Source organism: Comamonas terrae, from assembly GCF_001544075.1.
In the GTDB taxonomy this organism is placed as follows: domain Bacteria; phylum Pseudomonadota; class Gammaproteobacteria; order Burkholderiales; family Burkholderiaceae_C; genus Comamonas; species Comamonas terrae.
Genome location: NZ_BCNT01000018.1, coordinates 38,665 through 63,811, shown reverse-complemented (window position 1 = coordinate 63,811; position 25,147 = coordinate 38,665). Strand labels below are relative to the sequence as shown.

34 protein-coding genes and 1 other RNA gene are annotated in these 25,147 nt (G+C 60.2%); 20 read left to right on the top strand and 15 right to left on the bottom strand.

The features are described from left to right. Positions 1 to 115: 115 nt before the first annotated feature. The 5 genes from Cte04_RS18960 to Cte04_RS18940 all read right to left on the bottom strand — a co-directional run bounded on the left by Cte04_RS18960 (position 116) and on the right by Cte04_RS18940 (position 3,177). Positions 116 to 664 carry a hypothetical protein gene (locus Cte04_RS18960; protein ID WP_066482594.1) on the bottom strand — a complete coding sequence of 183 codons (549 nt, stop codon included), beginning with the start codon at positions 662 to 664 and terminating at the stop codon, positions 116 to 118. After that, a complete protein-coding gene (locus Cte04_RS18955; RefSeq protein WP_083526753.1) occupies positions 657 to 1,445 on the bottom strand; it encodes a helix-turn-helix domain-containing protein in 789 nt (262 codons plus the stop codon). Before Cte04_RS18955 ends, Cte04_RS18960 begins: the two co-directional genes overlap by 8 nt. Before the next feature lie 13 nt (positions 1,446 to 1,458). Continuing rightward, positions 1,459 to 1,800, bottom strand: coding sequence for a hypothetical protein (locus tag Cte04_RS18950; RefSeq protein ID WP_066482586.1), 342 nt, complete (start codon positions 1,798 to 1,800; stop codon positions 1,459 to 1,461). 71 nt (positions 1,801 to 1,871) lie between these two features. Continuing rightward, positions 1,872 to 2,705 (bottom strand): hypothetical protein, encoded by an 834-nt coding sequence (locus Cte04_RS18945; protein ID WP_066482584.1) that lies wholly within the window; start codon positions 2,703 to 2,705, stop codon positions 1,872 to 1,874. A gap of 1 nt (position 2,706) precedes the next feature. After that, the gene (locus Cte04_RS18940) at positions 2,707 to 3,177 is read right to left on the bottom strand and encodes a phage regulatory CII family protein (protein WP_087864709.1); all 471 of its coding nucleotides are present in this window, start codon (positions 3,175 to 3,177) and stop codon (positions 2,707 to 2,709) included. A 61-nt stretch (positions 3,178 to 3,238) separates the two neighbouring features. Here Cte04_RS18940 and Cte04_RS18935 point away from each other — a divergent pair, with 61 nt between their 5' ends. Beyond that, a complete protein-coding gene (locus tag Cte04_RS18935; protein WP_066482582.1) occupies positions 3,239 to 3,514 on the top strand; it encodes a hypothetical protein in 276 nt (91 codons plus the stop codon). A 57-nt stretch (positions 3,515 to 3,571) separates the two neighbouring features. Beyond that, positions 3,572 to 3,898 carry a hypothetical protein gene (locus tag Cte04_RS18930; protein WP_066482578.1) on the top strand — a complete coding sequence of 109 codons (327 nt, stop codon included), beginning with the start codon at positions 3,572 to 3,574 and terminating at the stop codon, positions 3,896 to 3,898. A 351-nt stretch (positions 3,899 to 4,249) separates the two neighbouring features. On the opposite strand, the gene Cte04_RS22190 is transcribed toward Cte04_RS18930, so the two are convergent. Further along, a complete protein-coding gene (locus Cte04_RS22190) occupies positions 4,250 to 4,384 on the bottom strand; it encodes a hypothetical protein (RefSeq protein WP_281178790.1) in 135 nt (44 codons plus the stop codon). A 154-nt stretch (positions 4,385 to 4,538) separates the two neighbouring features. On the opposite strand from Cte04_RS22190, the gene Cte04_RS18925 reads away from it, so the two are divergent. Then, on the top strand, positions 4,539 to 4,847 hold the full coding sequence (locus tag Cte04_RS18925) for a hypothetical protein (RefSeq protein WP_066482576.1): 309 nt from the start codon (positions 4,539 to 4,541) through the stop codon (positions 4,845 to 4,847). A gap of 12 nt (positions 4,848 to 4,859) precedes the next feature. Here Cte04_RS18925 and Cte04_RS18920 read toward each other — a convergent pair whose 3' ends face one another. Both Cte04_RS18920 and Cte04_RS18915 read right to left on the bottom strand, forming a co-directional pair. After that, on the bottom strand, positions 4,860 to 5,141 hold the full coding sequence (locus Cte04_RS18920; protein ID WP_157082169.1) for a hypothetical protein: 282 nt from the start codon (positions 5,139 to 5,141) through the stop codon (positions 4,860 to 4,862). After that, positions 5,134 to 5,367: a helix-turn-helix domain-containing protein gene (locus Cte04_RS18915; RefSeq protein ID WP_066482571.1), complete on the bottom strand. Its 234-nt coding sequence runs from the start codon at positions 5,365 to 5,367 to the stop codon at positions 5,134 to 5,136. The genes Cte04_RS18920 and Cte04_RS18915 overlap by 8 nt, the downstream gene beginning before the upstream one ends. Before the next feature lie 26 nt (positions 5,368 to 5,393). Here Cte04_RS18915 and Cte04_RS18910 point away from each other — a divergent pair, with 26 nt between their 5' ends. After that, positions 5,394 to 6,119, top strand: a complete 726-nt coding sequence (locus tag Cte04_RS18910; protein WP_245633441.1) for a LexA family transcriptional regulator — start codon at positions 5,394 to 5,396, stop codon at positions 6,117 to 6,119. Positions 6,120 to 6,275: 156 nt separating this feature from the next. Next, the gene (locus Cte04_RS18905; RefSeq protein ID WP_157082167.1) at positions 6,276 to 7,337 is read left to right on the top strand and encodes a hypothetical protein; all 1,062 of its coding nucleotides are present in this window, start codon (positions 6,276 to 6,278) and stop codon (positions 7,335 to 7,337) included. An 835-nt stretch (positions 7,338 to 8,172) separates the two neighbouring features. On the opposite strand, the gene Cte04_RS18900 is transcribed toward Cte04_RS18905, so the two are convergent. Further along, positions 8,173 to 8,364 (bottom strand): hypothetical protein, encoded by a 192-nt coding sequence (locus tag Cte04_RS18900; RefSeq protein WP_157082165.1) that lies wholly within the window; start codon positions 8,362 to 8,364, stop codon positions 8,173 to 8,175. Between Cte04_RS18900 and Cte04_RS18895 the strand changes: the two genes are divergently transcribed. The 8 genes from Cte04_RS18895 to Cte04_RS18865 all read left to right on the top strand — a co-directional run bounded on the left by Cte04_RS18895 (position 8,363) and on the right by Cte04_RS18865 (position 11,635). After that, positions 8,363 to 8,599 carry a hypothetical protein gene (locus Cte04_RS18895; protein ID WP_157082163.1) on the top strand — a complete coding sequence of 79 codons (237 nt, stop codon included), beginning with the start codon at positions 8,363 to 8,365 and terminating at the stop codon, positions 8,597 to 8,599. The two genes, Cte04_RS18900 and Cte04_RS18895, sit on opposite strands and share 2 nt — an antisense overlap. Before the next feature lie 83 nt (positions 8,600 to 8,682). Beyond that, positions 8,683 to 8,919, top strand: a complete 237-nt coding sequence (locus tag Cte04_RS18890; RefSeq protein ID WP_066482559.1) for a hypothetical protein — start codon at positions 8,683 to 8,685, stop codon at positions 8,917 to 8,919. Between the two features lie 12 nt (positions 8,920 to 8,931). Beyond that, positions 8,932 to 9,078 carry a hypothetical protein gene (locus Cte04_RS18885; RefSeq protein ID WP_157082161.1) on the top strand — a complete coding sequence of 49 codons (147 nt, stop codon included), beginning with the start codon at positions 8,932 to 8,934 and terminating at the stop codon, positions 9,076 to 9,078. Next, a complete protein-coding gene (locus tag Cte04_RS22185) occupies positions 9,069 to 9,191 on the top strand; it encodes a hypothetical protein (protein ID WP_281178789.1) in 123 nt (40 codons plus the stop codon). Before Cte04_RS18885 ends, Cte04_RS22185 begins: the two co-directional genes overlap by 10 nt. Then, positions 9,188 to 9,388: a hypothetical protein gene (locus tag Cte04_RS18880; protein ID WP_066482555.1), complete on the top strand. Its 201-nt coding sequence runs from the start codon at positions 9,188 to 9,190 to the stop codon at positions 9,386 to 9,388. The genes Cte04_RS22185 and Cte04_RS18880 overlap by 4 nt, the downstream gene beginning before the upstream one ends. Positions 9,389 to 9,536: 148 nt before the next feature. Then, a complete protein-coding gene (locus Cte04_RS18875; protein WP_066482550.1) occupies positions 9,537 to 10,004 on the top strand; it encodes a helix-turn-helix transcriptional regulator in 468 nt (155 codons plus the stop codon). Beyond that, on the top strand, positions 10,001 to 11,272 hold the full coding sequence (locus Cte04_RS18870; RefSeq protein WP_066482539.1) for a type II toxin-antitoxin system HipA family toxin: 1,272 nt from the start codon (positions 10,001 to 10,003) through the stop codon (positions 11,270 to 11,272). Before Cte04_RS18875 ends, Cte04_RS18870 begins: the two co-directional genes overlap by 4 nt. 78 nt (positions 11,273 to 11,350) lie before the next feature. Then, entirely contained in the window at positions 11,351 to 11,635 is a 285-nt protein-coding gene (locus Cte04_RS18865; protein WP_066482531.1) for a hypothetical protein, read from the top strand. A gap of 393 nt (positions 11,636 to 12,028) precedes the next feature. On the opposite strand, the gene Cte04_RS22075 is transcribed toward Cte04_RS18865, so the two are convergent. Together Cte04_RS22075 and Cte04_RS18855 are read right to left on the bottom strand one after the other, a co-directional pair. Further along, complete coding sequence (locus Cte04_RS22075) at positions 12,029 to 12,742, bottom strand: DUF4145 domain-containing protein (RefSeq protein WP_245633440.1); 714 nt, start codon at positions 12,740 to 12,742, stop codon at positions 12,029 to 12,031. Between the two features lie 129 nt (positions 12,743 to 12,871). Next, positions 12,872 to 13,516 carry a hypothetical protein gene (locus Cte04_RS18855; protein WP_157082159.1) on the bottom strand — a complete coding sequence of 215 codons (645 nt, stop codon included), beginning with the start codon at positions 13,514 to 13,516 and terminating at the stop codon, positions 12,872 to 12,874. 338 nt (positions 13,517 to 13,854) lie between these two features. On the opposite strand from Cte04_RS18855, the gene Cte04_RS18850 reads away from it, so the two are divergent. From Cte04_RS18850 to Cte04_RS18840, 3 genes are all read left to right on the top strand, one after another. After that, positions 13,855 to 14,601 carry a BRO-N domain-containing protein gene (locus Cte04_RS18850; protein ID WP_066482524.1) on the top strand — a complete coding sequence of 249 codons (747 nt, stop codon included), beginning with the start codon at positions 13,855 to 13,857 and terminating at the stop codon, positions 14,599 to 14,601. Between the two features lie 120 nt (positions 14,602 to 14,721). Then, positions 14,722 to 14,976, top strand: coding sequence for an excisionase (locus Cte04_RS22070; protein WP_066482625.1), 255 nt, complete (start codon positions 14,722 to 14,724; stop codon positions 14,974 to 14,976). Then, positions 14,937 to 16,118 carry a site-specific integrase gene (locus Cte04_RS18840; protein ID WP_066482519.1) on the top strand — a complete coding sequence of 394 codons (1,182 nt, stop codon included), beginning with the start codon at positions 14,937 to 14,939 and terminating at the stop codon, positions 16,116 to 16,118. The genes Cte04_RS22070 and Cte04_RS18840 overlap by 40 nt, the downstream gene beginning before the upstream one ends. A gap of 112 nt (positions 16,119 to 16,230) precedes the next feature. Here the strand turns inward: Cte04_RS18840 and ssrA are convergent. The 4 genes from ssrA to ompA all read right to left on the bottom strand — a co-directional run bounded on the left by ssrA (position 16,231) and on the right by ompA (position 18,731). After that, positions 16,231 to 16,607: a transfer-messenger RNA gene (ssrA, locus tag Cte04_RS18835) on the bottom strand. A 12-nt stretch (positions 16,608 to 16,619) separates the two neighbouring features. Beyond that, the gene (locus Cte04_RS18830; RefSeq protein ID WP_066482513.1) at positions 16,620 to 17,285 is read right to left on the bottom strand and encodes an HAD family hydrolase; all 666 of its coding nucleotides are present in this window, start codon (positions 17,283 to 17,285) and stop codon (positions 16,620 to 16,622) included. Positions 17,286 to 17,288: 3 nt separating this feature from the next. After that, positions 17,289 to 18,005 (bottom strand): bifunctional 2-polyprenyl-6-hydroxyphenol methylase/3-demethylubiquinol 3-O-methyltransferase UbiG, encoded by a 717-nt coding sequence (gene ubiG / locus Cte04_RS18825; RefSeq protein ID WP_066482505.1) that lies wholly within the window; start codon positions 18,003 to 18,005, stop codon positions 17,289 to 17,291. Positions 18,006 to 18,089: 84 nt separating this feature from the next. After that, the gene (gene ompA / locus Cte04_RS18820) at positions 18,090 to 18,731 is read right to left on the bottom strand and encodes an outer membrane protein OmpA (protein WP_066482498.1); all 642 of its coding nucleotides are present in this window, start codon (positions 18,729 to 18,731) and stop codon (positions 18,090 to 18,092) included. Positions 18,732 to 18,960: 229 nt separating this feature from the next. Here ompA and gyrA point away from each other — a divergent pair, with 229 nt between their 5' ends. The 4 genes from gyrA to Cte04_RS18800 all read left to right on the top strand — a co-directional run bounded on the left by gyrA (position 18,961) and on the right by Cte04_RS18800 (position 25,052). After that, entirely contained in the window at positions 18,961 to 21,654 is a 2,694-nt protein-coding gene (gyrA, locus tag Cte04_RS18815) for a DNA gyrase subunit A (RefSeq protein WP_066482494.1), read from the top strand. Between the two features lie 145 nt (positions 21,655 to 21,799). Beyond that, positions 21,800 to 22,909 (top strand): 3-phosphoserine/phosphohydroxythreonine transaminase, encoded by a 1,110-nt coding sequence (gene serC, locus Cte04_RS18810; protein ID WP_066482622.1) that lies wholly within the window; start codon positions 21,800 to 21,802, stop codon positions 22,907 to 22,909. A gap of 119 nt (positions 22,910 to 23,028) precedes the next feature. Continuing rightward, entirely contained in the window at positions 23,029 to 24,129 is a 1,101-nt protein-coding gene (pheA, locus tag Cte04_RS18805) for a prephenate dehydratase (protein ID WP_066482487.1), read from the top strand. Next, positions 24,129 to 25,052 carry a prephenate dehydrogenase gene (locus tag Cte04_RS18800; protein ID WP_066482480.1) on the top strand — a complete coding sequence of 308 codons (924 nt, stop codon included), beginning with the start codon at positions 24,129 to 24,131 and terminating at the stop codon, positions 25,050 to 25,052. The genes pheA and Cte04_RS18800 overlap by 1 nt, the downstream gene beginning before the upstream one ends. The last annotated feature ends 95 nt before the right edge of the window (positions 25,053 to 25,147 follow it).

Below are 25,147 nucleotides of genomic sequence, written 5' to 3'. Positions count from 1 at the left end.
TTAACCCCCTTAGAAAACTCACAAAACAGTCCGACAACGCGGCTCGAATTACCCGCTTCAGAGGCTCGGCGGAAGGACCCGCGATCCTCGATCTGCCTATTTTTTGCGCAGCACATCAAACCTTCACCTCCAGGCCCAGGGCCACGCGGGCCGACTTGCCGGCGTAGTACGAGATGCTGGTGTCGCCACCCTCCATGCGGGCCACGATGCGGCGTGCCCAATCCTTGCCGTCATTGCGCTCCTTCAGGTTGACCTTCACAGGCGGCGCGGCCACTGGCGCGGGCAAGGCAGGCAGGCCCTGCTGCTGGGCATAGGTCTGACGCGGCATGGCGGCATCGCACATCAGCTCGAACTGCGGCAGGTTGGGCGGGAAGTCGGGGTGCTCTGCTGCCAGGCGGGCGGCCGCGGCCTCCAGCACATCGGCAGGAAAGCGACCCAGGCGCGCCTGCCAGACGTTCATGGCCGCACGGATGCCCTTGTCGTGACCCTGCCCGTCCTTCAGGCCCGTGGCGAACTTGCCGAGGAACAGGCTGCCGTAGCTGCCCTGCAGCAGAACGAAAAGCTTGCGCACCACCGTGCTGACCTGCGGCCCATCTGCCGGATCCGCGGCGCGTGCCTGCGCTTGCTGGATCGCTTCAGCCGTCAACGTCGCCACGTCATGCATCCCAAACCCCGTCGAAGATCGTTGCGGCCGCAGCTGCGTGCTTGTTCGCATTGAACGCCGGCGCACGACCACCCGCCGGCGCTGCAGCAGGCCTGAGCCATGCGGCCTGCAGCCCTTGCGAGCCGCGTATGCACCACAGCTGCAGAAAGGCCTCCAGCGTCATGCCGGCCTTTGCCGCCTCTGCCTTGGCGCCCTTCAGCACGGTCTCCGTCACCGGTGCCCGTTTGACCTTGCGCAGCTGCAGCCAGTCGGCCCAGGTCTGGTCGGTCACGTCATCCGGTTGGGCAACAGGTCCTGCGCGCTCGAGCGCAGGTGTGCTGGTTCTTTGATGGTTCCTATGACGGTTCAATGATGATTTGGGTGCGCCTGGTTCACCCCTGGGGTGCGCCTGGTGCGGGGGTACAGGTGCGCCTGGTTCACCCCCTGGTGCGCCTGATGCGGGGGGTGCGCTATCTGCGGGGGGTGCGCCATCTGCACCACCTGCCTTGCTCCGGCTGCGACCGACAGGCGCCTTGGTCGGGTCGAAACTGCCCGGCGTGATGGTGTAGCTGGTGCTGGCATTCAGGCGATATTCCCGAAAGACCAGACCGACCTTCTGCAGCCACGACAGCGCCTCTTGCACGGCCCGCTCCGACAGGCAGGTACGCCGGGCAATGGTGCCGATGCCGGGCCAGCACACGCCGTCGTCGTTGGACTGGTCTGCCAGCGATATCAGAACCGCCTTTTGCGCAGCAGACATGCCCTGCAGCGGCCAGCAGGCCGACATGATGATGGTGCTCATACTTCTCTCCCGATCAGGCCAAGGCCGTTTGTCGCGCCTTGCAGCGCACAGGCATCACGTCACGCTGGCGCGGCGACAGGCTGCAGCGGCGCGCGGTGCCCTCCTCCAGCCGTCCGGCAGCCAGCAAGGCATTGACGGTGCTGGCCACGCTGCACAGCTCCAGCCACTCGCCCGTCTGGGTGTTGTGGTAATCGCGCAGCTCGCGCCGGCTCATGTCGCGCACGCCGTGCTGGTGGGCATGGCGCAGCGACTCGTAAAGGCGCTCGTGCAAACGGCGGCGCGTTTCGTTGCCCAGAGCGGCAAACGCCTCGGCGCTGGTGTCGCGCCCAGTCACTACGGGTTGGGATGGCTGCATGGTCAAACCTCCTGATATCTGCACAGGCGGCTGCACGCCTGCGCTCAAATTCGTTGCCGGGTTCATGGAAGTCATACGCCTGCGGCCTCGCGCAAGCGGTAGCGGATACGGCGCTCCAGATAGGCTGTGGCGTCAGCACGCTTGGCCACCTTGTCCATGTCAAAGCGCGGCTGGTAACCCCGGCCCGGCCGTACAAACATCAGCACCGGGCGCACATCGGCGCCGCCCGTGCCGCTGGCCGCCCAGATGCCAGGGGCCAGGTGCGCCGTGCGCTCGTCCTGCTCGCCCTTCTGGGTGATGCGAGGCCCGCCACGTGTCTTGCCATAGGCCACGAAATAGCGGCGGCCCGCCAGCTTCTTCGTGCCGCGGTGCACGCGCAGATAGCCCTTGGCGCTCATGTTGGCCTTGTAGCCTTGCTCTCCAAACGCCTGGAAGTAGCTGATCAGCTGCACCAGAAACGACCCGCGCAGGTTGCCCTTGCCGTCATCGCTGCCGGGGTAAGGGCCGCCTCTGGCCTCATCGGGTATCGCCGTCTGATATCCGGCAGGCAGGATGCCCGCACGCTTCAGTGCCACCTCGCTGCGCTTGTCACGCCGGCGGCCGCCCCAGGCCTGGGCATCCAGAATCTTTTGCGGATCGATCCCCTTGCCGCCCATATAGGTCGGCTCGATCGTCACGCTCAGCCTGGCGGCCGTGGCCATGCGCACAAACGGGCTACGCAGGATGTAATCCGTAGGCCGGTCGAACACCGCGCGCATCTCGTCCTGCATCGCACGGCGGATCTCGAAGCCCGTATCGTTCAACGCCTTGGCATAGGCCTTGGCGGCCTGTGCGCCCGTCAGGCCGTGAATCTGCCGCAGCAGCTCCGCCTGGTTCAGCACCCGTGCGCTCAGCTGGATATGCATATCAGCCCTCCTCCACCGGCGCCGGCACGCGCGCTGCCGCCGTGGCCAGCAACTGGTTCAAGGCCGATATCAGCTCGTTGTAGCGGTACTGCAGCCGCTTGATCTCGTTTCGGCTCACCATGGCCTTGCCGCCGCGAAAGGCGTCTGCCGCTGCGGACGTGAACTCGCCCACCTCCTGCTGCAAGGCCACAAACGCCTCCACCGGGTCGCCCGCGGCCTGGTCCGGCAGCGCGGGCACGCAGGTGTAGCCCAGGGCCGCCGCCATGGCATGCAGAATTGCCGGGTTGCCTGACATCACCTGCAGCGCCACAGACTCGCGCAGCGTCAGGTGATGCGTCGTGTTGTTCGGGTTCAGCTTGTTCTGCAGCGTATTGGCGCTCACGCCCATGCGCTCGGCCAGCACGCGCACGCCGCCGGGGTGGTTGTGTGCGATCAGGTATGCCGCATCCGTCACATCGGCCGGCATCCGCATGTCGTTTGGGCGGTCTGCTTCGCCATTGTTTGCGTGGGGAGGGAAAGAGACACTGCTTCTCATGACCACACCTCACTTCTCAGGCGCATCGCTGACGGCCGCTGTACAGACAGCCAGGCAGACCCCCGTCGTCCCCACACCCGAGTGGGCCCACGCCATGGAGCTGCTGCTGCAGCAAATCGTCTTCGTCCTCGACGTCGAAGGCCGCGACAGCTTCACCACCCGCAAAGTCGCCCGTTGGAACAACCAGTGCATCCACGAAATGCTGCGCACCGGCAGCGTGCCCCTGCCCGTGATCGAAGAGCTCCAGCGTGTGGCGGTGCGGGTGCTGACGTGATGGCGTGTGCTGGCATCATTAAAGGTACGAGCCACTCCCAGAGCGAAAGCCTCAACCATGAAGAGCCCCCCTCTGCAACGCATCCACCAACTGTGTGATGACCTCACGCATGTCATCACCAACAACTACCCAGGCAAAAACGCTAGCGCTCTCTTGCAAGTGCGCCAGATGTGCTTCGAACTTCGGAGTCTTTGCCCGGCAGGGGAGATCGCCCAATACACGGACAAACTGGAACGCGCCGCGCGCAACTACTTCAGCGGAAACCTGTTGACCAAAAGCCCTTCCACCAGTAACCAGCAAGATAAGCAAACGGCGGCCTACTCCATGCCGCAGCGCATCCGGGAACATGTCAACCACATGCATGCAGAAGGAAGACGGGAGTGACATCCTCACGCCCCTTCCCACCATTCATAGCCCGGTGGGGCCCACCTCAACGCAGCGGCCAACCTCTCAGGCCATGGCTGACCGGCTTCTGGCAAGCGCCCAGCCATCATCCGAAGCAGTTCGCCCACCTCTGCGCGGCTAAACGCATAGGTCAGCTTGCGTTTGCCCACTCGAAGCGTCAGACGCATGAAGCCATCACGCACCTGGTCAACAAAATCGCTTGTCTCAAGGCAAAAGGCCAGCTCTCTGCGCTGCGCTCGCCATTGCCGAACCCACATGTGGTGATAGCGGTGGACCGCAACTGGGCGAGTGTGACGTGCAGCAAATTTGCGACGCCGGCGAGAGATGCGCTTAGTCATGAGATTCCCGCTCCACCACTTCGGGCACTTGCCGTGGTTGCGCCTGCTTCATGCAGATTTCCGGCGGCGCGAAGTGATCAGGCCAGAAGCGATGCAGCGCACCAGCCTTCACCAGAACAGTCGACATGAACATGCTCAACGAGAAAATGATCCATAAAAGACGTTCACCAGAGTTCACAGACACCTACCTTCGTTTGTTGAGCGGCCAAGCGCCGATATGAGAAGACTGGAAAGCACAGCCCAAATCACCTTGACCAGACGGGTCGAAAAAGGATCAGCACATGAATCAGTCATTGAAAGAGGCCCTCACCATCTGCGACGAAATCGAGGAACTGCTGGCCAACGCTATGCCCGCGCCAGATACGCAGAAACTGGATCGCATCAGGTTTTTGGCAGGTCAGTTGGGCGGGCACGACAGCTACATCACCGATCAGGCCAACAAACTGCGCAGTCGCGCCGCCATTTACTTCAGCGCCCGCAGGCACCAGAGCCAGCAAGGCGGCGCCGATGGCCTCATGCGCGAGATGCGCTACAGCCTGCTCAACGCAATTCGCAACCAGGTCAGCGCGCTTCAAGCCGGTATGGACTAGCGACATGGCCGTCTACCTCTCTGCATCCGGCACAACAGGGGGCGAAATGCCTCTGCCGCGCTCATACGCCAGCAGCAGCGCCTGCCCGGGTGTCTTGGCCTCGTCAGAGTTCCAGCTCACCCAGGCCAGCATCCAGATCAAAAAGTCCACCTCGCTGCTGGTGAAAGTCCGCTGCACCACCTTGCGCCCGGATCGCAGCCGCAAAACCATGAAACGACGCCCATCCGATGGCAAAACTTCGAAGCCTCTGGGCGCAGCGAGCTTGCGACGCCGGCGAGAGATGCGCTTAGCCATGAGCAGTCTCCTGGCCGGCTTGCGGCAGAGCGACTGACTTTGCGAACGGCGGCGGCAAGCCCTCGACATTCCGACGAGTCCATGCAGCAAGAACGCGGTCTGCAACCTTGTCGCTGAGAACCTCAGGCCACTTGTCGACGGCTTGGTAAGACACACCCAAAGCGGCCGCCACTTCTCTGGTGGAGCCACCCAGCATTTCTATGGCCTCTGTTTTACGGATCATCATGCCTCAAGTTTAACCTTAGTTAAAACATGAAAGCAACCATAGTTAGTATTGATTCCGCCATGATTTCAACCATGGTTGATTACAAAGAACGCCTGGAGAAGGCAATGAAAGCTGCCGGTGTAGACATCACAGAGCTTGCGAGGTCTGTTGGCGTCTCCTATCAGGCTGCGCGCAAAGTCCTTGAAGGCGAGAGCAAGGCATTCACCGCCGAAAACAATGCCAAGGCCGCCGCACGTCTGAATGTGGCGTCGGACTGGCTGGCAACGGGCATGGGTGACATGGCTCGCAACGCCAACAGCATTGTTTTTTCAGAGGAAAACGAAGATTTGGTGCGCATCCCCCTGCTGGCCAACAGCGGCAGCATGGGCAAAGGCAATGACACGCTCGATGCGGACTATGTGGTGGGCGACCTGGCCCTCTCCGCACACTGGATCAACCAGTACATCAAGCCCGGCAATATCCGGGAGCTGAAGTTCATCCACGCCCAAGGCGAAAGCATGTCGCCCACCTTCAGCGACGGCGATGTGCTGCTGGTCGATGTAGGCTCGCGCGACCCTGCCAGCCATGAAGGCGTCTATGTGCTGGACGTGCATGGCCAGACCTTTATCAAGCGCGTACGCATGCGTATGAGCGGCTCACTGGAGGTCAGCTCGGACAATCCCAACATCAAGACCGTCGACGAGCTGAATGGCGATCATCAGGTTCGCGTGTTGGGCAGAGTTGTGTGGGCATGGAATGGACAGAAGCTGTAACTCAACCAAGCGGCTGCGCCTTTTCCAACTAAATTTCTGATTCCGGCCATAGACTGTAGTTCCCAACATGTCAGGTCGTGATCTACGCACTTAGTCTAAAAGTAAATGCGACTTATCGCACAATGATGAACCGTTATATTGATTTTGGAGAAGAAATTGTCTGTCCTAGAAATAGAGATTAATCTTTCAGTATCTGGAGCCACCGCAGTTCTCTATTCAGGATTTGTAAAGACAAGATCTTCTGGAAACCATGCAGATAAAATCTTCATCACAAATAAGAAGATACTGATAAATTGCGTTAGATCGTCTATTGGACCTGATCCTTTAAAATCCCACAATAGCACCTTTCACAAAATTATTGTAAAAGGTCTTGCACTTTATTTTTTATTAACGTGCAAGCCTGCAAAAATCAAGAATCTCATACTTCGTCGTTTTGGATCAAACGATAAATTTATTTCTGAATTGACTGTTCCTTCAGCGGATATTGCCCAGACGACCCACGCAAGCGCCAATCTTTCAGCAGTAAGCAAAATCGATCCACTCAAGGCTATTTTATTACTTGAAGAAACCCCGGTGGCGCGATCAGTTCTTTATGCAACTACCCATTTGATTAAGGCAAATGACGCAAGGAATGTTTTCGATCGCTTTGATCGACTATGGAGAGCCTTTAACTCGCTTTACAGAGCCTACAGCGGAAAGACCACTGACACTGACTGCCATATTTTCTTGGCAAATGATATTCGACAAAACCCAGCATCATACCCTTTAGCCATCGCTTCAATATCCGGCTTAACATCTGCAATGATTCGCACAAAGGTCCGGTGGATCTTAATGCTGCAAAATAATTACCCGACGGCAAAAAGAACAAAATCGTTGAAAGAGTCAATCTTACGGACTAAAGATAGCAGAATACTGACAATTTATCGGGACACTCTGACCGTTAGGGAAAAATTTCTTAAAGCAGAAAAACACTATACCGCTGTCGACTCACACATTAAAACAGAGCTAGCCGCTCCATCCATCAATAACAGTGATGTGGTTGTGACGTTGTGCATAAAGTACATGTATTACGTCCGAAATAAAATAGCTCATGCTGAAAGAGCTGATCATGGATTTTCATTCCTGCTCGATCATGCAGAGCAAAAAGAATTGGACTGGTTGAATCCAATGCTTGAGGCTTTGGTGATTGATCTTATAAATATAAGTGACCAGTTTTAAATTATCAGTCTTTAATATTGAATTAATACTTTTAAGAGACTGCTCTATCCCTTCGATGATCCGGGCGAAATCTACTCGCTTTACATATCAGCGCCACACAGTTGAAAACGTTAATTTCCTTTGACCCGATGAGTGGCTAGCATAGGGAGCGGTGGCGCTGAATTCCAAAAATTCGAGAGCATTCTGGGCGACTTTGGTTACGAAGTTGCGGCACAGATTGCTGCAGGTCGAAACAAGTCCTTAGCCCAAGCCCGCAACAGCGGGCTTTTTTGCACCCTCTTCTTGAATTGAAGAAAACTTCACAAAGAAATTTAACCATGGTTGACACAAATAATTTAACTATGGTTAAATTCATCCATCGCAGCAACCACCACCCCAACACAGGGCCAATGCCACCAACGCCAACGCGAACTGGCTTCAGGGGTACAGCAGGTTGCAGACGCGATGGGCGCACGGCATCGGCCGGGTCAGGCCCGGTCTTTCAAAAGTCGTATGCCTATGTCGTTCGCTCCACCCACGCGGAGCGTCCCCGGGCTTCATCGCATCAGCGGGCATGGCCGCTGCTCTGCGCGGCATCCCCGCCGTATCCAGCCGCCAAAGGGCGTACACGGTCAAAAGGGTGAGGCGAATGCGGCCAAGAGCAAGAACGGCAACGCCGGTTGGAATCCCGGCACCGCCCGCCCCGAGCGCATCGGGGCCAGACCAGAGCGCCTTGCACCAGGGCGCTGCGGTTTGAACGGTTTTCGCCGAGCCGGAGGCATCTCCTCCCTCCACTTCACTTCCTCTGGCACGCCTGCAAAGGCATCGGCTCTTTCTTCTATGGAGCAGGCTGAATCTAGAAGCCTGTAAATAGGTCGTCTGTCGTGTCATCCCACACCGACACAGCCACATCGGTACGGCCCTGCTTAGGGTCGAACTTCAGCTCTGCAATTTTCACGCTGACAGGTTTGCCGTGCATTTCCGCAAACACTTTTTCCAAGGCCATCTCAATCGTTTCGGCTGACACATTTTTCAAAGGTACTGACATGAACGACTCCATTTTTCTTGCATTGCACTGGGCAGCCGAAATCTACGGCCGCGCCCCATTGTCGAGGCGGGCCGCAGCCTTGCACTACAAGGCCTCGGGCATCGACGACGAGAAAGCCTTCAAGCAGCGGCTGCTGGAACTCATCCAGACCAGCCCGACCTTTCCGCTACCGGCAGATTTCCGCACGGAGCAGGCCCGAGAGCCGGCCGCCACCGGCACGGCTGCCGGCACCTGACGCGCAGCACCGCACACACACCCCGAGCCCACCAGCCAGCGCTGCGTGGGCTTTTTCTTTTTGCCATTCACCGGAGACCTCCCATGCAAGCAGCCCGCATCACCATGCCCAGCGTGCCCTGCACCAGCAAGGCGTTCCAGTACAGCAATGCCGTCAGCACCGACGTGGCCGCCACTTTTGCCAGGGCGCGCGAACAGCTGGCCGCCCAGGCGGCGCTGCAGGCCCCGGCGCCTCGCCCGCCCCGCCAGCGTCCGGCTTTGATGCCCGTGCGCCGCGTGCGTGCCGGCACGGCCGGCCACCTCACCCTGCCCCTGTTCTGACGAGGCCGCGCCATGCATACCTTTGTTCTCACCTGCGGCGCCGTGTCCATCCTGCACCGCGCGCGCTCCATGGCCGAGGCCTTCGACCACGGCTTTGCCGAGCTGGGCCACCTGGGCAAGGCCATCAGCTGCATCTGCCAGCGCGGGGCATGCCGATGACGAAATACCGCCTTGTCACCGCAGCAGCCGTCGCCGCGTGGTTGCTGATTGCGGGCTTCTGCATCGCCCTGGCCTGGATCCACCTCGAGGCCGCCGCGCCCCTGATTCCATGACGCCCCACGACACCGTGCTGCACGAGCTGCAGCACCGCGACCGCCAGCGCAGCCGCCTGCTGCGCGCTATGGAAAGCAAAGCGGCTACCGCCAGCCCGGCAAAGCTATCGGCATCAAACTACTTTCAAACGCAGCTGGAGCGGGCGCAGCGCGCTCACAAATTCATGGCCAGAAAGCATGAATTTATACATAGATGAATCAAAAATAGACTTTTAACAACATCTATGCATCAAACATGAATGCGGGCAACAGTGGAGCCGGCTGTTGTCGCACACGAACAAATGCTTCAGAGACAAAAATGATTCATAGATTTACATGTTTCTGTCAAAACACTAATATCTATGCATGCCACGCCAGAACACACCGCCCGCAGACTACCCGCAAGCCGTGCTCCAGCAGATCGAGCAGCTTGCGCAGAACATCGTCATCGCCCGCAAACGGCGTGGCGAGTCGCAGGCGCAGTGGGCCAGGAAGCTGGGCATCTCGCAGCCCACCATGGCCCGCATCGAGCGCGGCGACCCGTCCGTCGCCATGGCCTCGTACGTGATGTGCATGTGGCTGATCAATCAGGCCGGCGGGCTGGCCGATCTGATCGCGCCGCAGAACGACCATGCGGCGCTGGAGAAGGAAGTGGCCAAAGTGCGAATCAAGCGCAAGCGTGCTGCCAGGCCGGCTCATGTAGCCCGGCCAGCGCCCCTTGCACCGGTTGCATTGGGAAAGCCGCAGGCTTCGATATCCGCCCGATCCAGCACCTCGCCCGTAGCGGCCGGCCTTGCCGCCCTTCTGGCTGGCTCGAAGCCCGATAAAAAATGACCCGCCCCGCCATCCCCGCCGTCTCGCCACGCACCTATGTGCCGCAAGATCAGCTCTATGTGTGGGCCATGGTCAACCCTGCGGCGCCCACGCTGGTGGGCGAGGTCAGCCTCTCGCAGCTGGTGGCGGACTGCGCCACTTTTACCTACACGCCGGACTGGTGGAACTTTGCGCTCAGCGAAGACATGCCCATCGTCCAGGGGCAAATTTTCAGCACCGGCGAGAAGAACACCGCCCCCGGCGCGATCGACGACGCGCGCCCAGACCGCTGGGGCGAGCGCATCATCCGCCACATCGACCGGCCTGCCCGCCTGTCCATTCTGGAAATGCTGCTCTTCGCGGGCGACGACCGTTTTGGCGCGCTGGGCGTGTCCACCTCGGCAGAGCAATACATCCCCCGCTACCTGGGGCCCTATCCCCAACTGAAGGATCTGGCACAGCTCGCCGCTGCGGTGGAAGACGTGCAGACCCAGGCCCCGATCACCGCAGAGATACAACGCCTCATCCAACCCGGCGTCACCCTCGGCGGCGCGCGGCCCAAGGCATTGCTGCAGACGGACAACGCCCCCTGCGTCATCAAGTTCAGCGAACTGGACGACCCCGTGGACACCCCGCTCATCGAGCACGCCACCATGACGCTGGCTGCCCAGGCCGGCATGTACGTGGCCGACACCGCCGTGCTGCCACTGCCGCCACGCTACGGCAAGGCACGGCACGCCCTCACCATCGAGCGGTTCGACCGCCTGGGCCCCTACCGCGTGCACTGCCAGTCCGCCCACACCGCCCTGCGCGCTGCCGGCCTGGAACAAAGCTACGGCAATCTGGCCACCATCCTGCTGCGGCTGGGCCACCCGGACCGGCAGGCCGCCATGCGCGAGGAACTGTTCAAACGCATGGTCTTCAACATCCTCATGGACAACACCGACGACCACGAGCGCAACCACAGCATCAGCCTCAATCTGGCAGACGGCTACTACGACCTCACGCCCGCCTACGACGTGGTGCCCAGCCTGCAAAACCTGGGCTATCAGGCGCTCGTCGTGGGCACCGCAGGCTCCGAATCCAGCCTGGAAAACGCGCTCACCCAGATCAACGAATACGGCATCAAAATGCCCCGCGCCATCGATCTGATACGGCAAGTGGCCGCCACCGTCGATCGCTGGGCCGCGCACTTCACCGCCCTGGGCGTCAGCCCGTCCGACATGGAGCTGCTCGCCGCCAGCATCGACCGCGATGCGCTCAGATCGCAGAGGCAGGCCTTTTTGTAAAAGGCATTCCTCTCACCCAAACAAAAGCCCGCAAGGTTCCAAACCCGGCGGGCTTTTTTTCATCACCAAGGAGTCTTGATGACCGACACCTCAGACCGTGACGCACTGGTGCGGCTGGCCGGCGAGCAGGCACTGCTTTCCAGAGACCTACGCAACCTCAACGCCGATCAACAGCGCGACCTGCTGGCCCTGCGCAACCTGCCCACCGAGATGGTGCTGCATGCCGACTGGCATGCCAAAGGTACAGCCTTGCTGGCCAGGCTGACGGGCATAAACACTGCCGGGGAAAAACCATGCTTATGCATGAGTGCTTTGTCTCGTTTGCCTTTTCCCTTTCATCCAGCGTTTGCGTCGAACAATTAAGTCCTGCACACGGCTATCTTTGCTAAGCCAAAAGAATTCCGATATCAATATCGGTGCAGTAACAATAATGACAAAAGCCAAGCTCTTACCACTAATTCCTGAATATGGATTCAGAACCAGTATCACAAATCCCGCCGAAACAAACATCACAAAGACATTGAAGGCGGCCTGAGCAGAAAACATTTCTCTCTGAATCAGCAAGTCATCACGCCTTTTTTCTTTCACCTTCTTCAAGTACCGTGCACGCGTAGTGCGAAATAGCCTCTTAGAAGTTTTAAAAAAATACTTCCAAAATTTTGCCAAAATAATTATCAGCAAAGGAGGAAATATGCTTGTAAACCACCAAGATACATCTGTTAAATTATTCAGGATACTTTGCATGGCTCATTAAATTTATTCTGATGCAGCTTCACGTCGCACTCGAACCTCTTCAATCTGATTTGGCAAAGTGTACAAATAGGTGAGCAGGAAATAAGTCAGATGATGCATTTGCTCTGCCATATCCTCCGTCGCGTCATCATCGCCATGCAATGCCTCGTTTCCATCCAGACGCAACTCATGGGCCCATGTCTGAAGAGCTGGGGTAATTCGATGCTCAGCCGCCAGCTTGTCGATACGCTTTTCCAGCTTCCATGCTTCGACATCAGGAGCGAACTCCTTTAACGCCAGTTCCATGCAACGGCGATAACTACCACAGGCTGCATTCCATAGCTGTGCACGCCGTGATTTCGCGGCTTCTATAAAGCTACGAGCAACCTTATCCGGAACGCCCTGAGGTACTTCAGGCTCTTGCGGTTTAGGCCATATACCAATGGCTCTGAAATCACGTTCCTGCAAAAGATTTCCGGGCATTTCAACCAGCCTGTCCCCCATGTGCGGCGGAGCAAAAAGGGTTGCCAGCACAGGTCCATCACAGCCCGAACAAAGCGCCATCACGGAGGACTGTCCTGGAATCAGATGTCCGACCGACTTCATCACTTTGAAGGTCATTTTTTCCGCCCCGCAATGCGGGCACTGTATTACCAAAACCGACATGAACACCCTCTCTTCTATCGTGATTGATGACAACGCCATTTCGACTGTGCTGAATTCTGATGGCGGATTCAAATTGCAGCAACTGGTGGACTTGTACCGTACGTCCCCAGACAGAGATGCTTTTGTCTGTACACTTTGCACAAGATTATTACTAGAGAAATCATTAAATATAATAAACTCCAAATCTAATGATTAGTTCCCTTAACCTTTATTACCCTTAGCCTCTCTTTCAATCTCCGGCAAGAAAGTAACATTCTGGAACTTTAAGCAGCGCTTAAGATATTTTTCTTTTTCGCTGAAAAAATATTCATGCGCATCATTTAATTTCTCTGACTTCTTATATATAGCGCCTCTAAATCTATCAGAGAATTTTGAAATCTGAACCCCGTAAAATGCTATCCGCTGAAGTTCAAAGACATAACATTCCTCAACCTCAGCCCAGTACTCGAAAGCTGCATAAATAAAGTCAGAGCTATATTTGAAGTTCTGTCCTATAAGGAGAATTTCCGTTCTAAAACCAATGGGCAATAGCTTTAAGTTAACTTCTTTTGGCTCTTCAATATTTGGCGCGTGTTTTGGATCATAGCCATTTGGCATATTATGCATATCGTTAATATATTCATTGATGCTCAACATGCTTTCATAAAAAGAGATTGACAAATTATCAACCCACGCCAATGCCATCAGTAACTCGTGCTCACGCTCTTCTAGATCTTTATTATCTTTTTCCTTTTTATCTTGCCTCTTTGAATAGACATTCCATCCGGTATTAATAAGTGCTGAGATAACTGAACTGCCCAATACAGCCAAACCAAATTTGATCCAATCGAAATCTGTTGCAACCATCTGACACCCCGAAAAAGAACTTGGCAAGAGATTACACGACTCGTAACGAGTTGTTGACACATTGGAGGCCAGCTACGCTACACTCTCCAACGTCACGCCAGTAAAGCGTGATCAGGGTTGGAAGCCTGAATACCGTTTGCGGCGACAAAGCCGCACCTGAACCGCAGTCGTGCGGCTTTGTCGTCTGTGGCCCCAGTTTTATGGTGGCTCGGAGGGGGAGCCGCGAGGCTCGCCGGTTTGCGCAAGCGGTCCCGGTCTTCCAACCCCTTCGAGTCACCGCCATTTGGTTGGAAGCAAGCGGCGGTGGTTGTTGCAAGAATGACCGCAAGGAGGCCGTAATGGCTGACACCCTCAATGCACGCGCTGCTGCGCTGTCTTTTCACTCCACCACCTTCGGTATCGTTGACCACCAAGGGCAGCCTTGGCTCAAGGCCAACGAGATTGCCCAGGCTCTTGGGTACGCCGATGAGAGCGCGATCAACCGCATCTATGCACGGCGCTCCGACGAGTTCACAGAGAAGATGACCTTGACGGTCAATTTGACCGTCAAGGGTTTCGGCAATGGGAACAGCGAAAAGGAAGCGCGTATCTTCAGCCTGCGCGGCGCGCACCTCCTGGCCATGTTTGCCCGCACGACGGTAGCCAAGGAGTTTCGGGCGTGGGTGCTGGACTTGCTTGAACAGCAGGCCGACGACAACACCCTGCAACGCGATGTTCACCTTGTCGAGCATGCCCACCAACTGGCCCATGCAGCCACGCTGCAGGTCTATCAGGCGGTGTTTGATGCCGTGATGCTGGAGGGCGAAGCGCCCCACTCCACGCGCATGCTGCTGTCCTTCACCCGCGGCGCGGGCGGAGCGATGACACCCTATGTGCAGCCCATCGAGGCCGGTGCCATGGTGATGACGTTGGCCCAGCTGACCCAGGCCGTGCGTACCGACCTGATCGTGAGCGATACCACTCTGGCCCGGCTGGCGGCAGCCTGCACCCAGCGCATGGCCACGCGGGCCGAGCTGCAGGCCCTGCAGCACCACGGCGGCGCCCAGGGCCTGCCCGGCCAACAAAGCCAGCTGCAACTGAGATAGCAGTTTTCATAGCTGCCAGCGCTTTCTGCATAAGCGCTGGAGACCGATTTCATTCACATCCCCAGCCCGCACGGCCCATGCCGCGCGGGCTTTTTGTTTTTCATCGAAGGAGCACAGCCCATGAAAGAACCCGCCCCAAAAGTCGCCTCCGCAGCGGCCGCCGAAGATGTCGCTGGCTACCCGACCCAGTGGGTGCTGGCCTCCAAATACGAGGAGATGACCGGCGTGACCCGCGAGGCCGTGAAGCAGCGCAAGAAAAGCGGCGTCTGGAAGGAAGGCCTGCAAGTGGCCGTGATCTCCCGTCGCCTTTACGTCAACCTCAAAGCCGCAGACCAATGGATCAACGACCAGCTTTCCAAACGCCGCCCGGCGTAAAAATCCGCAAGTTCGCCTCGGGCGATCGCATCCAGATCGCCTTCACCTGGGAGGGCAGGGAGTGCCGCGAGCTGCTGCCCGCCGCGCCCGTCAACAAGTCCAGCCTGCTGCGCGCCACGGTGTTGCGGGACGAGATCCGCATGAAGATCAAGGCCGGCAGCTTTGTCTATGCCGACTATTTCCCGGACAGCCCGCGCGCCGCGGCATCCCGAAAAGGCTCGACAAAAATGGAGAAGCTGCTGTACCGGCAGCTCGACATTTACGAGCGGCAGGTGGGCAACGGCAAACTGTCCCCGGCCACGTACCGGGGCTATGCCAAGGCCATCAACGGCACGCGCATGCGCCGCTGGCACGGGGTGGAGGTGCGCGATGTCACCCCCGCCCTGCTGCGCGAGTGGATCTCCGCCATGGAGTGCACGAGCAAGGCCATACGCAACACGCTGATTCCGCTGCGCAGCGTGTTCGAGGATGCGCTGAACGACGAGCTGATCGAGCTGAACCCGTTCGACCGCATCGCCCTGGCCAAGCTGATCCGCCAGACCAGCAAGGCCAGCGACTATGTGATTCAGCCCTTCACCCAGACCGAGCGCACGGCGCTGCTGCAGGCCTGCCGCAGCGACGAACGGCCCACCATCCAATACTGGCTGAACACCGGGCTGCGCCCCGGCGAACTGCAGGCCCAGGAATGGGCACATGTGGATCAGGAAAGGCGCATCGCCCGCGTGGTGCAGAACCAGGTGGTCGGGGTGATCAAGTCGCCCAAGACGCTAGCCGGCATTCGGGACATCGATCTCAACGACGAGGCTCTGCAAGCGCTGCGCGCCCAGCAAGACATCAGCCAGAGCCGCGGCCCCCGGATCTGGCTGAATCCGCGCACCCTGAAGCCGTGGGACAACGATGCCCAGGTGCGCAAAACGCTGTGGCTGCCGCTGATGGAGCGTGCCGGCATCCCCTACCGCAACCCCTACCAGCTGCGACACACCTACGCATCCACCCTGCTGACGGCCGGCGCCAACCCCTGGTATGTGGCCCAGCAGCTGGGGCACGAGGATGTGGAGATGGTGTTTCGCACCTACGGGAAATTCATCCGGGAGGATTACCAGAGGCCCCGGGCGGAATTGCAGATCGTGAAGGAAGACTGACCGGTGCGATTCGCGTGCGAAATCGGTGCGATTTTCAAGACACCGTGCCACCCTTTCAGGCATGAAAAAACCGCCACACCCTGGGGATTCCAGAGTGTGGCGGTGTCTTGGATGGTGGAGCTGGCGGGAATTGAACCCGCGTCCGCAAGCCTTCGCCGGGCAGATCTACATGTTTAGCGTTCTGTTTTGAGTCTCGTCACTCAGACCGCGCAGGCGCACGCTGTCCGAGCAACCAGCTTCCTTGGATCTCGCCAAGTACCAAGAAGCCCGGTACTCAGCCAGCTGATGTGAATTCCCTTGCAGCCGGGAGGTATTTCTACCCCCTTGCCCAGCCCATCAGCGTGCTGTTGCAAGGCTCACCGGATTAAGCGGCGAGTGCGAAACGTTCGTCGTTTGCAGTTAGTTTTTTGAATGGAGATTTACGAGCGTCACTCAAGCTCGACATGCACCACACCGGTCCCGAACCCACGTCGAAACCAGGACAGCCCCATGCCCTGTATTTTAGCCTCTTCCGAGCAATTTCAAGAGCTCAAGTGGAGAATTGATGTGGGCATCGGCTCCCCAGTTCGATGTATCGGCCGCAGAACCCAGGTAACCATAGCAGGCTGCCACGGTTTTCATGCCCGCAGCCTTGCCGGCCATGATGTCGCGCTCGTCGTCGCCAACGTAGATGCAATGCACAGGCTCCAACCCGATACGCCGCGCGGCTTCGAACAAGGGTTCGGGGTGGGGTTTGGAGTAGGGCGTGGTGTCGCCGCTCACGATGGCACGCGCATTGGCAAACAGCGCCATCTGCCGCGTGAGTGGCTCGGTAAAGCGCTTCGATTTGTTGGTGACCACGCCCCAGGCCAGCGAAGCCGATTCCAGCGAAGCGATCAGGGAAGCCACGCCGTCGAAGGCATAGGTGCGCGCCGTCATGCACTGTTCGTAGTTGCGGAAGAATTCCTCGCGCATCGCCGGAAAATCCGGCGACTCCGGCGTCATGCCGAAACCGATCCCGAGCATGCCGCGCGCGCCCGCGCCTGCCATGGGCCGGTATGCCGCCAACGGCAATGAAGGCAGGCCACGATCCACGCGCATCTTGTCTGCTGCGGCTCCCAGGTCCGGCGCGCTGTCGATGAGTGTGCCGTCCAGGTCGAACAGCACTGCTTTCACATCTGTCCACATGGTTTATTGCTCCTGCGGACGGCGAGTCGCCAGCATGTAATTGACCGAAGTATCGGCACTGAGCCAGTAGCGTCCGGAGACGGGATTGTGCTCCATGCCCTTGCTGCCTTCCACCACCAGGCCGGCATTGCGCGCAAAGCGGGCCAGTTCGCTGGGGCGGATCAGTTTGGCATATTCATGCGTGCCCTTGGGAATCATCTTGAGCACGTATTCGGCCGCAACGATCGCCAGGCCGAAAGCTTTGGCATTGCGGTTGATGGTGGAGAAAAACACCCAGCCGCCGGGTTTCACCAGCTTGGCGCAGGCTTGCACGATGGATGCAGGATCCGGCACATGCTCAAGCATTTCCATGCAGGTCACCACATCGAAGGAAGCTGGCTGTTCTTCAGCCAGTTGTTCCACGCTGACCTCGTGGTACTGGATATTGGGCGTGCCGGTTTCCAGCGCATGCAACTGGGCCACGCGCAGAGCCTTGGTCGCCAGATCGATGCCCATGACTTCTGCGCCTTTGCGCGCCATGGAGTCGGACAGGATGCCGCCGCCACAACCCACGTCCAGTACCCGCTTGCCATGCAAAGAAACCTGGCCGTCGATCCAGTCCAGTCGCAATGGATTGATCTGGTGCAACGGCTTGAACTCACTCTCAGGATCCCACCAGTGGTGAGCGAGGCTCGAGAATTTTTCCAGTTCCGAAGGATCTGCATTGATGGTGTTGCTCATGGCTGCAATTGTCGGCGATTACGACTCTTGTTCAGGCATAAAAAAAGCCCCGTTGCCGGGGCTTTCGGTGTTGTAATCGAAGGATTACTGAGCAGCGCGGGTGCCCACCACTTCGATTTCCACGCGACGGTTCTTGGCGCGGCCAGCAGCAGTCTTGTTGTCTGCGATGGGCTGGCTCTTGCCCTTGCCTTCGGTGTACACGCGGCTCTTTTCGATGCCCTTGGACACCAGGTAAGCCTTCACAGCTTCAGCGCGGCGCACCGACAGCTTCTGGTTGTACGCAACGGAACCGACGGAGTCGGTGTGACCCACGGCGATGACCACTTCCAGGTTGATGTCCTTGACCTTGCCGGCCAGATCGTCCAGCTTGGCCTTGCCTTCGGGCTTCAGAACCGACTTGTCGAAGTCGAAGAAAGCGTCAGCCGAGTAGGTGACCTTGGAGGCCACGGCAGGCTGAGGAGCGGGAGCGGGAGTAGGAGTAACAGCAGCAGGAGCGGGAGCTGCAGCCTTCAGGGCGCCATCGCAATCGGCAGCGGCCGTTGCGGGAGTCCAGTTGGCATCACGCCAGCACAGTTCGTTCGTGCCGTTCTTCCACACCAGTTCGCTGGTGCCGTTTTGCCAGTTGTCGATGGTCTTGCCACCGTCAGCAGCCTTCACTTGTGCGCCAGCGGCCGTCACGAGGGCAGCAGAGGCAAACAACATCGCCACTTTGTTCAGTTTCTTCATGGTTCTCCTCTTGGGGAAAAAGCCGCAGCAGGGCTGCGAATTTGTGGACGTCATCAGTGACCATCACCAAAAACGTTGAAATGATTGTGCCATACGTAACATGCCGACGTGTTGTCAACCGGGCCCCAACGAGTAGGACAGCTGCGTAATTCCCAAGTTATGTTGCTCTGCTGCCACAGGCCATTCGACCTAAAATGGTTGTTTTCCCGCCGTCAAAGTACCGCCAGACATGACCCAGTTTGCTAAAGAAACTCTGCCCATCAGCCTAGAAGAGGAGATGCGTCGCAGTTATCTCGATTACGCGATGAGCGTGATCGTGGGCCGGGCGCTTCCCGACGCGCGCGATGGCCTCAAGCCCGTGCACCGTCGCGTGCTGTATGCCATGCACGAGCTCAACAACGATTGGAACCGCCCTTATAAAAAGTCGGCCCGTATCGTCGGCGACGTGATCGGTAAATACCATCCGCACGGCGACAGCGCCGTGTACGACACCATCGTGCGCATGGCGCAGGACTTCTCGCTGCGCCACATGCTCGTGGACGGCCAGGGCAACTTCGGCTCGGTGGACGGCGACAGCGCGGCTGCCATGCGTTACACCGAAATCCGCCTCTCCAAGATCGCCCACGAAATGCTGGCCGACATCGACAAGGAGACCGTGGATTTCGGGCCCAACTACGACGGCTCCGAGCAGGAACCGCTGGTGCTGCCCACGCGCCTGCCGAACCTGCTGGTCAACGGCTCTTCCGGCATTGCCGTGGGCATGGCCACGAACATCCCGCCGCACAACCTCAACGAGGTGGTGGACGCCTGCCTGCACCTGCTGCAAAACGGCGATGCATCGATCGACGACCTGATGGAAATCATCCCGGCGCCGGACTTCCCGACCGCCGGCATCATCTACGGCATCAACGGCGTCAAGGAAGGCTACCGCACGGGGCGTGGGCGCGTGGTGATGCGCGCCAAGTGCCATTTCGAGGACATCGACCGCGGCCAGCGCCAGGCCATCATCGTCGACGAGCTGCCCTACCAGGTCAACAAGAAGACGCTGCAGGAGCGCATGGCCGAGCTGGTGCACGAAAAGAAGATCGAAGGCATCAGCCACATCCAGGACGAGTCCGACAAGTCGGGCATGCGCCTGGTGATCGAGCTCAAGCGCGGCGAAGTGCCCGAGGTGGTGCTCAACAACCTCTACAAGCTCACGCAGCTGCAGGACACCTTCGGCATGAACATGGTGGCGCTGGTCAACGGCCAGCCCAAGCTGTGCAACCTGAAGGAGCTGATCCAGGTCTTTCTGCAGCACCGCCGCGAAGTGGTCACGCGCCGCACGGTATTCGAGCTGCGCAAGGCACGCGACCGCGGCCATGTGCTGGAAGGCCTGGCCGTGGCGCTGGCCAACATCGACGACTTCATCGCCATCATCCGCAACGCGCCCACGCCGCCCGTGGCCAAGGCCGAGCTGATGAACCGCAGCTGGGACAGCAAGCTGGTGCGCGAGATGCTCACCCGCACGCGTGCCGACGGCGGCACGGTCAATGCCGACGACTACCGCCCCGAGGGGCTGGAGGTCGAGTTCGGCATGCAACAGGACGGCCTGTACCGCCTGTCGGAAACCCAGGCCCAGGAAATCCTGCAGATGCGCCTGCAGCGCCTGACCGGCCTGGAGCAGGACAAGATCGTCGCCGAGTACAAGGAGATCATGGCCCTCATCGAGGACCTGCTGGACATCCTGGCCAAGCCCGAGCGCGTCTCCACCATCATCGGCGAGGAACTGAACGCGCTCAAGGCCGAGTTCGGCCAGAACAAGAAGGGCGAGCGCCGCTCCACCATCGAGTACAGCGCCCAGGACCTGTCCACCGAGGACCTGATCACGCCCACCGACATGGTGGTCACGCTCTCGCACACCGGCTATATCAAGAGCCAGCCCTTGAGCGAATACCGCGCGCAAAAGCGCGGCGGCCGCGGCAAGCAGGCCACGGCCACCAAGGAAGACGACTGGATCGACCAGCTCTTCATCGCCAACACGCACGACTACCTGCTGTGCTTTTCCAACCGCGGCCGCCTGTACTGGCTCAAGGTCTGGGAAGTGCCGGCCGGCTCGCGCGGTTCGCGCGGCCGCCCCATCGTCAACATGTTCCCGCTGCAGGACGGCGAGAAGATCAACGTGGTGCTGCCGCTGACGGGCGAGTACCGCAGCTTCCCGGCCGACCACTATGTGTTCATGGCCACCAGCATGGGCACGGTGAAGAAGACGGCGCTGGACGAATTCAGCAACCCGCGCAAGGCCGGCATCATCGCCGTGGGCCTGGACGAAGGCGACTACCTGATCGGCGCGGCGCTGACCGACGGCAAGCATGACGTGATGCTGTTTTCCGACGGCGGCAAGGCCGTGCGCTTCGACGAGAACGACGTGCGCCCCATGGGCCGCAATGCCCGCGGCGTGCGCGGCATGAACATCGAGGACGGCCAGAGCGTGATCGCCATGCTGGTGGCCGAGGACGAATCGCAATCCGTGCTGACGGCCACCGAAAACGGCTATGGCAAGCGCACCTCCATCGTGGAATACACGCGCCACGGCCGCGGCACCAAGGGCATGATTGCAATCCAGCAGAGCGAGCGCAACGGCAAGGTCGTCGCCGCCACGCTGGTGCATGCCGATGACGAGATCATGCTGATCACCGATACCGGTGTGCTGGTGCGCACCCGGGTCGCGGAAATCCGCGAACTGGGCCGCGCCACCCAGGGCGTGACGCTGATCAGCCTGGACGAAGGCGCCAAGCTCAGCGGATTGCAGCGCATCGTGGAAAACGATGCGAACGAGGCCGATGAAGCCGATCCGGCCGGGGGGGAAGCCTCCGCCACCGATGCCCCTGGCGACGCGGCTGACGACAGCAGCGCTGCACAGGAGCCCGGCGACAACGCGTAAGCGCTGCGCCCCCGAAGCTGCGTGCAGCTTCAAGCCATCCGGGCGTTCTGCCACGCTTGCCGGCAGACCGCCCGGATGGCTGAAATTTTGATAGCTGCTGGCGCTTGTCCTGCCTGCGCCAGCGCCTGACTTGATCGTGAACCCCATGAACCGCCCATACAACTTCTCCGCCGGCCCCGCCGCCATCCCTGAAGAAGTGCTGCAGCAAGCAGCCGCCGAAATGCTGGACTGGCACGGCTCCGGCATGGGCGTGATGGAGATGAGCCACCGCGGCAAGGAATTCATTTCGATCTACGAAAACGCCGAGGCCGACCTGCGCGAGCTGCTGGGCGTGCCGGCCCATTTCAAGATCCTCTTCATGCAGGGCGGCGGCATTGCCGAGAACGCCATCGTGCCGCTGAACCTGTCGCGCGCCGGCGTGGTGGATTTCGTGGTCACCGGCAGCTGGAGCCAGAAGTCGGCCAAGGAAGCGGCCAAGTACGCGAGCGAATCGCATATCGCCGCCACGGCCAAGGACAGCGGCTACACCACCATCCCGGCTCCCGACAGCTGGCAGCTGAGCCGCGGCGCCAGCTATGTGCACATCTGCAGCAACGAGACCATCCACGGCGTGGAGTTCCAGGAGCTGCCCGACCTCAAGGCCCTGGGTTCGGATGCGCCGCTGGTCGTCGATTTCTCCTCGCACGTGGCCTCGCGCTCCATCGACTGGAGCCGCGTGGGCCTGGCCTTCGGCGGTGCGCAAAAGAACATCGGCCCGGCCGGCCTGACCATCGTCATCGTGCGCGAGGATCTGCTGGGCCATGCCCTGCCCGCCTGCCCCAGCGCCTTCGACTACCAGATCGTGGCCGACAACGATTCCATGTTCAACACGCCGCCGACCTGGGGCATCTACATGGCCGGCCTGACCTTCCAGTGGCTCAAGCGCCAGCGCGAAGGCGACCTGAGCGGCGTGGCCGCCATGGAGGCGCGCAACATCGCCAAGGCCAAGCTGTTCTACGACTATGTGGACCAGTCCTCGTTCTATGTGAACAAGGTGGCGGCCAACTGCCGCTCGCGCATGAACATCCCCTTCTTCCTGCGCGACGAATCGCGCAACGAGGCCTTCCTGGCCGGTGCCAAGCAAGCCGGCCTGCTGCAGCTCAAGGGCCACAAGTCCGTGGGCGGCATGCGCGCCAGCATCTACAACGCCATGCCCATAGCAGGCGTGCAGGCCCTGATCGCCTACATGCAGGACTTCGAGCAGCGCAAGGCCTGAAGCCACGGCAACATATGAAAAAGTGAGCTGCCAGCGCCTTATTCGCAGGCACTTCACCATGATTCTTGCCTGAAGTCATTTTCAGACAGGCGCCAGCAGCTACGATTTTTGAGGTATCCATGAGTACAGAACCCCAAGCCAGCCCGGAGTTGCTGGCGCTACGCACACAGATCGACACGCTGGACCGCCAGTTGCTGGAGCTGGTCAACCAGCGCGCCCGCGTGGCCGAGCAGGTGGGTGAACTCAAGAAAAAGGAAGGCTCGGCCTTCTTCCGCCCGGACCGCGTGGCCCAGGTCATCGAGAAGATCAAGTCCAGCAACCCCGGCCCGCTCAAGGGCGCGCATGTGGCGGCCATCTGGCGCGAGATCATGTCGGCGTGCCTAGCGCTGGAATCACCCCAGCGCGTGGCCGTGCTCGGCCCGGCCGGCACCTTCTGCGAAGAGGCGGCCATCCAGTACTTCGGCGGTGCGGCCGACCTGATGTACTGCAACAGCTTCGAGGAAGTCTTCCACGCCACGGCCGCGGGCAGCGCCCAGTACGGCGTGGTGGGCGTGGAGAATTCCAACGAGGGCGTGGTCACGCGCTCGCTGGACATGTTCCTGCACACGCCCTGCCATGTGGTGGGCGAGGTCAGCATGCTGATCCGCCACAACCTCATGCGCACCACCAACTCCATGGAAGGCATCGAGGTGGTGGCCGCCCATCCGCAGGCGCTGGCCCAGTGCCAGGGCTGGTTGTCCAAGCACCTGCCGCATGCCGAGCGCCGCCCCGTGGAAAGCAATGCCGAAGGCGCGCGCCTGGCCGCGCTCCATCCGACCTGGGCGGGCATCGCCGGCGAGCGCGCGGCCCAGCAGTTCGGCCTGCACATCACGGCCCACGCCATCCAGGACGACGCCTACAACCGCACGCGCTTTGCCGTCATCTGCCTGCCGCACACGCTGGCCACCGCCGCGCCCAGCGGCCACGACTGCACCAGCCTGGTGGTGTCGGTACCCAATATCGCAGGTGCCGTGCACGATCTGCTGGTGCCGCTCAAGAAGCACGGCGTCTCGATGACGCGCTTCGAGTCCCGCCCGGCGCGCACCGGCCAGTGGGAGTACTACTTCTACATCGACATCGAAGGCCACCCGGCCCAGGCCAACGTGGCCGCCGCGCTGGACGAGCTGCGCGGCCTGTGCGCCTTCTACAAGGTGCTGGGCACCTATCCGGTGGCCAAGTGATGCCGGTCCAGGAACTACAGCCGGGATCGCAGCCGCCCCTGCAGCCGTTCGAGCAGCTGGGCCTGATCGGCTGCGGCCTCATGGGCGGCTCGTTCGCGCTGGCGCTCAAGAAAGCCGGCCTGGTCAAGCGCGTGGTGGGCTACAGCAAGTCGCCCTCCACCACCGAGCGCGCGCGCCAGATGGGCGTGATCGACGTGGAAGCGCCCTCGGCCCTGCTGGCCGCCGCCGGTGCCGACCTGGTGCTGCTGGCCGTGCCCGTGGCCGCCACCGAAGCCACGCTCAAGTCCATCAAGCACCTGGTCACGCCGAACATGATGATCATGGACGTGGGCTCGACCAAGGCCGACGTGATCCAGGCCGCACGCACGGCGCTGCGCGACCAGCTCGGCAGCTTTGTGCCCGCCCATCCCATCGCCGGCAAGGAAGTGGCCGGCGTGGAGCATGCCGATGCCAATCTGTACCGCGGCGCGCAGGTGGTTCTGACACCCACCGAGCGCACGCTGACCGCGCACCTGGCCAAGGCCCGGGCGCTGTGGCAGGCGCTGGGCTGCGAGGTCAAGGCCATGTCGCCCGAGGCGCACGACAGCGCCCTCGCCACTGTCAGCCACCTGCCCCATCTGCTGGCTTTCGCGATGATGCAAAGCGTGCTGGGCCAGCCCGATGCCGACGAAGTGCTGAGCCTGGCCGGCCCGGGCTTTCGCGATTTCACGCGCATCGGTGCCGGCGACCCCCAGCTGTGGCGCGACGTGCTGCTGGCCAACCACGAGCAGGTGCTGGCCCAGTCCCGGCATTTCCGCCAGGCGCTGGAGCAGCTGGAAGCCATGATCCGGGCCGGCGACGGCCAGGGCCTGCAGGACCGCCTGACGCTGGCCAGCGCCGCGCGCTCGCAGTGGCGCATGGGCGCCCGCAGGCACCAGGCCTGAGCGTTTTCGCCTTCGGGGCAGTGCAGGCAAGCGCGGGCGGCTAATGTTCGAACAACCGCCCTCGCCCTGTCCGGCCTTTTGTTTCCGCCTTGTGG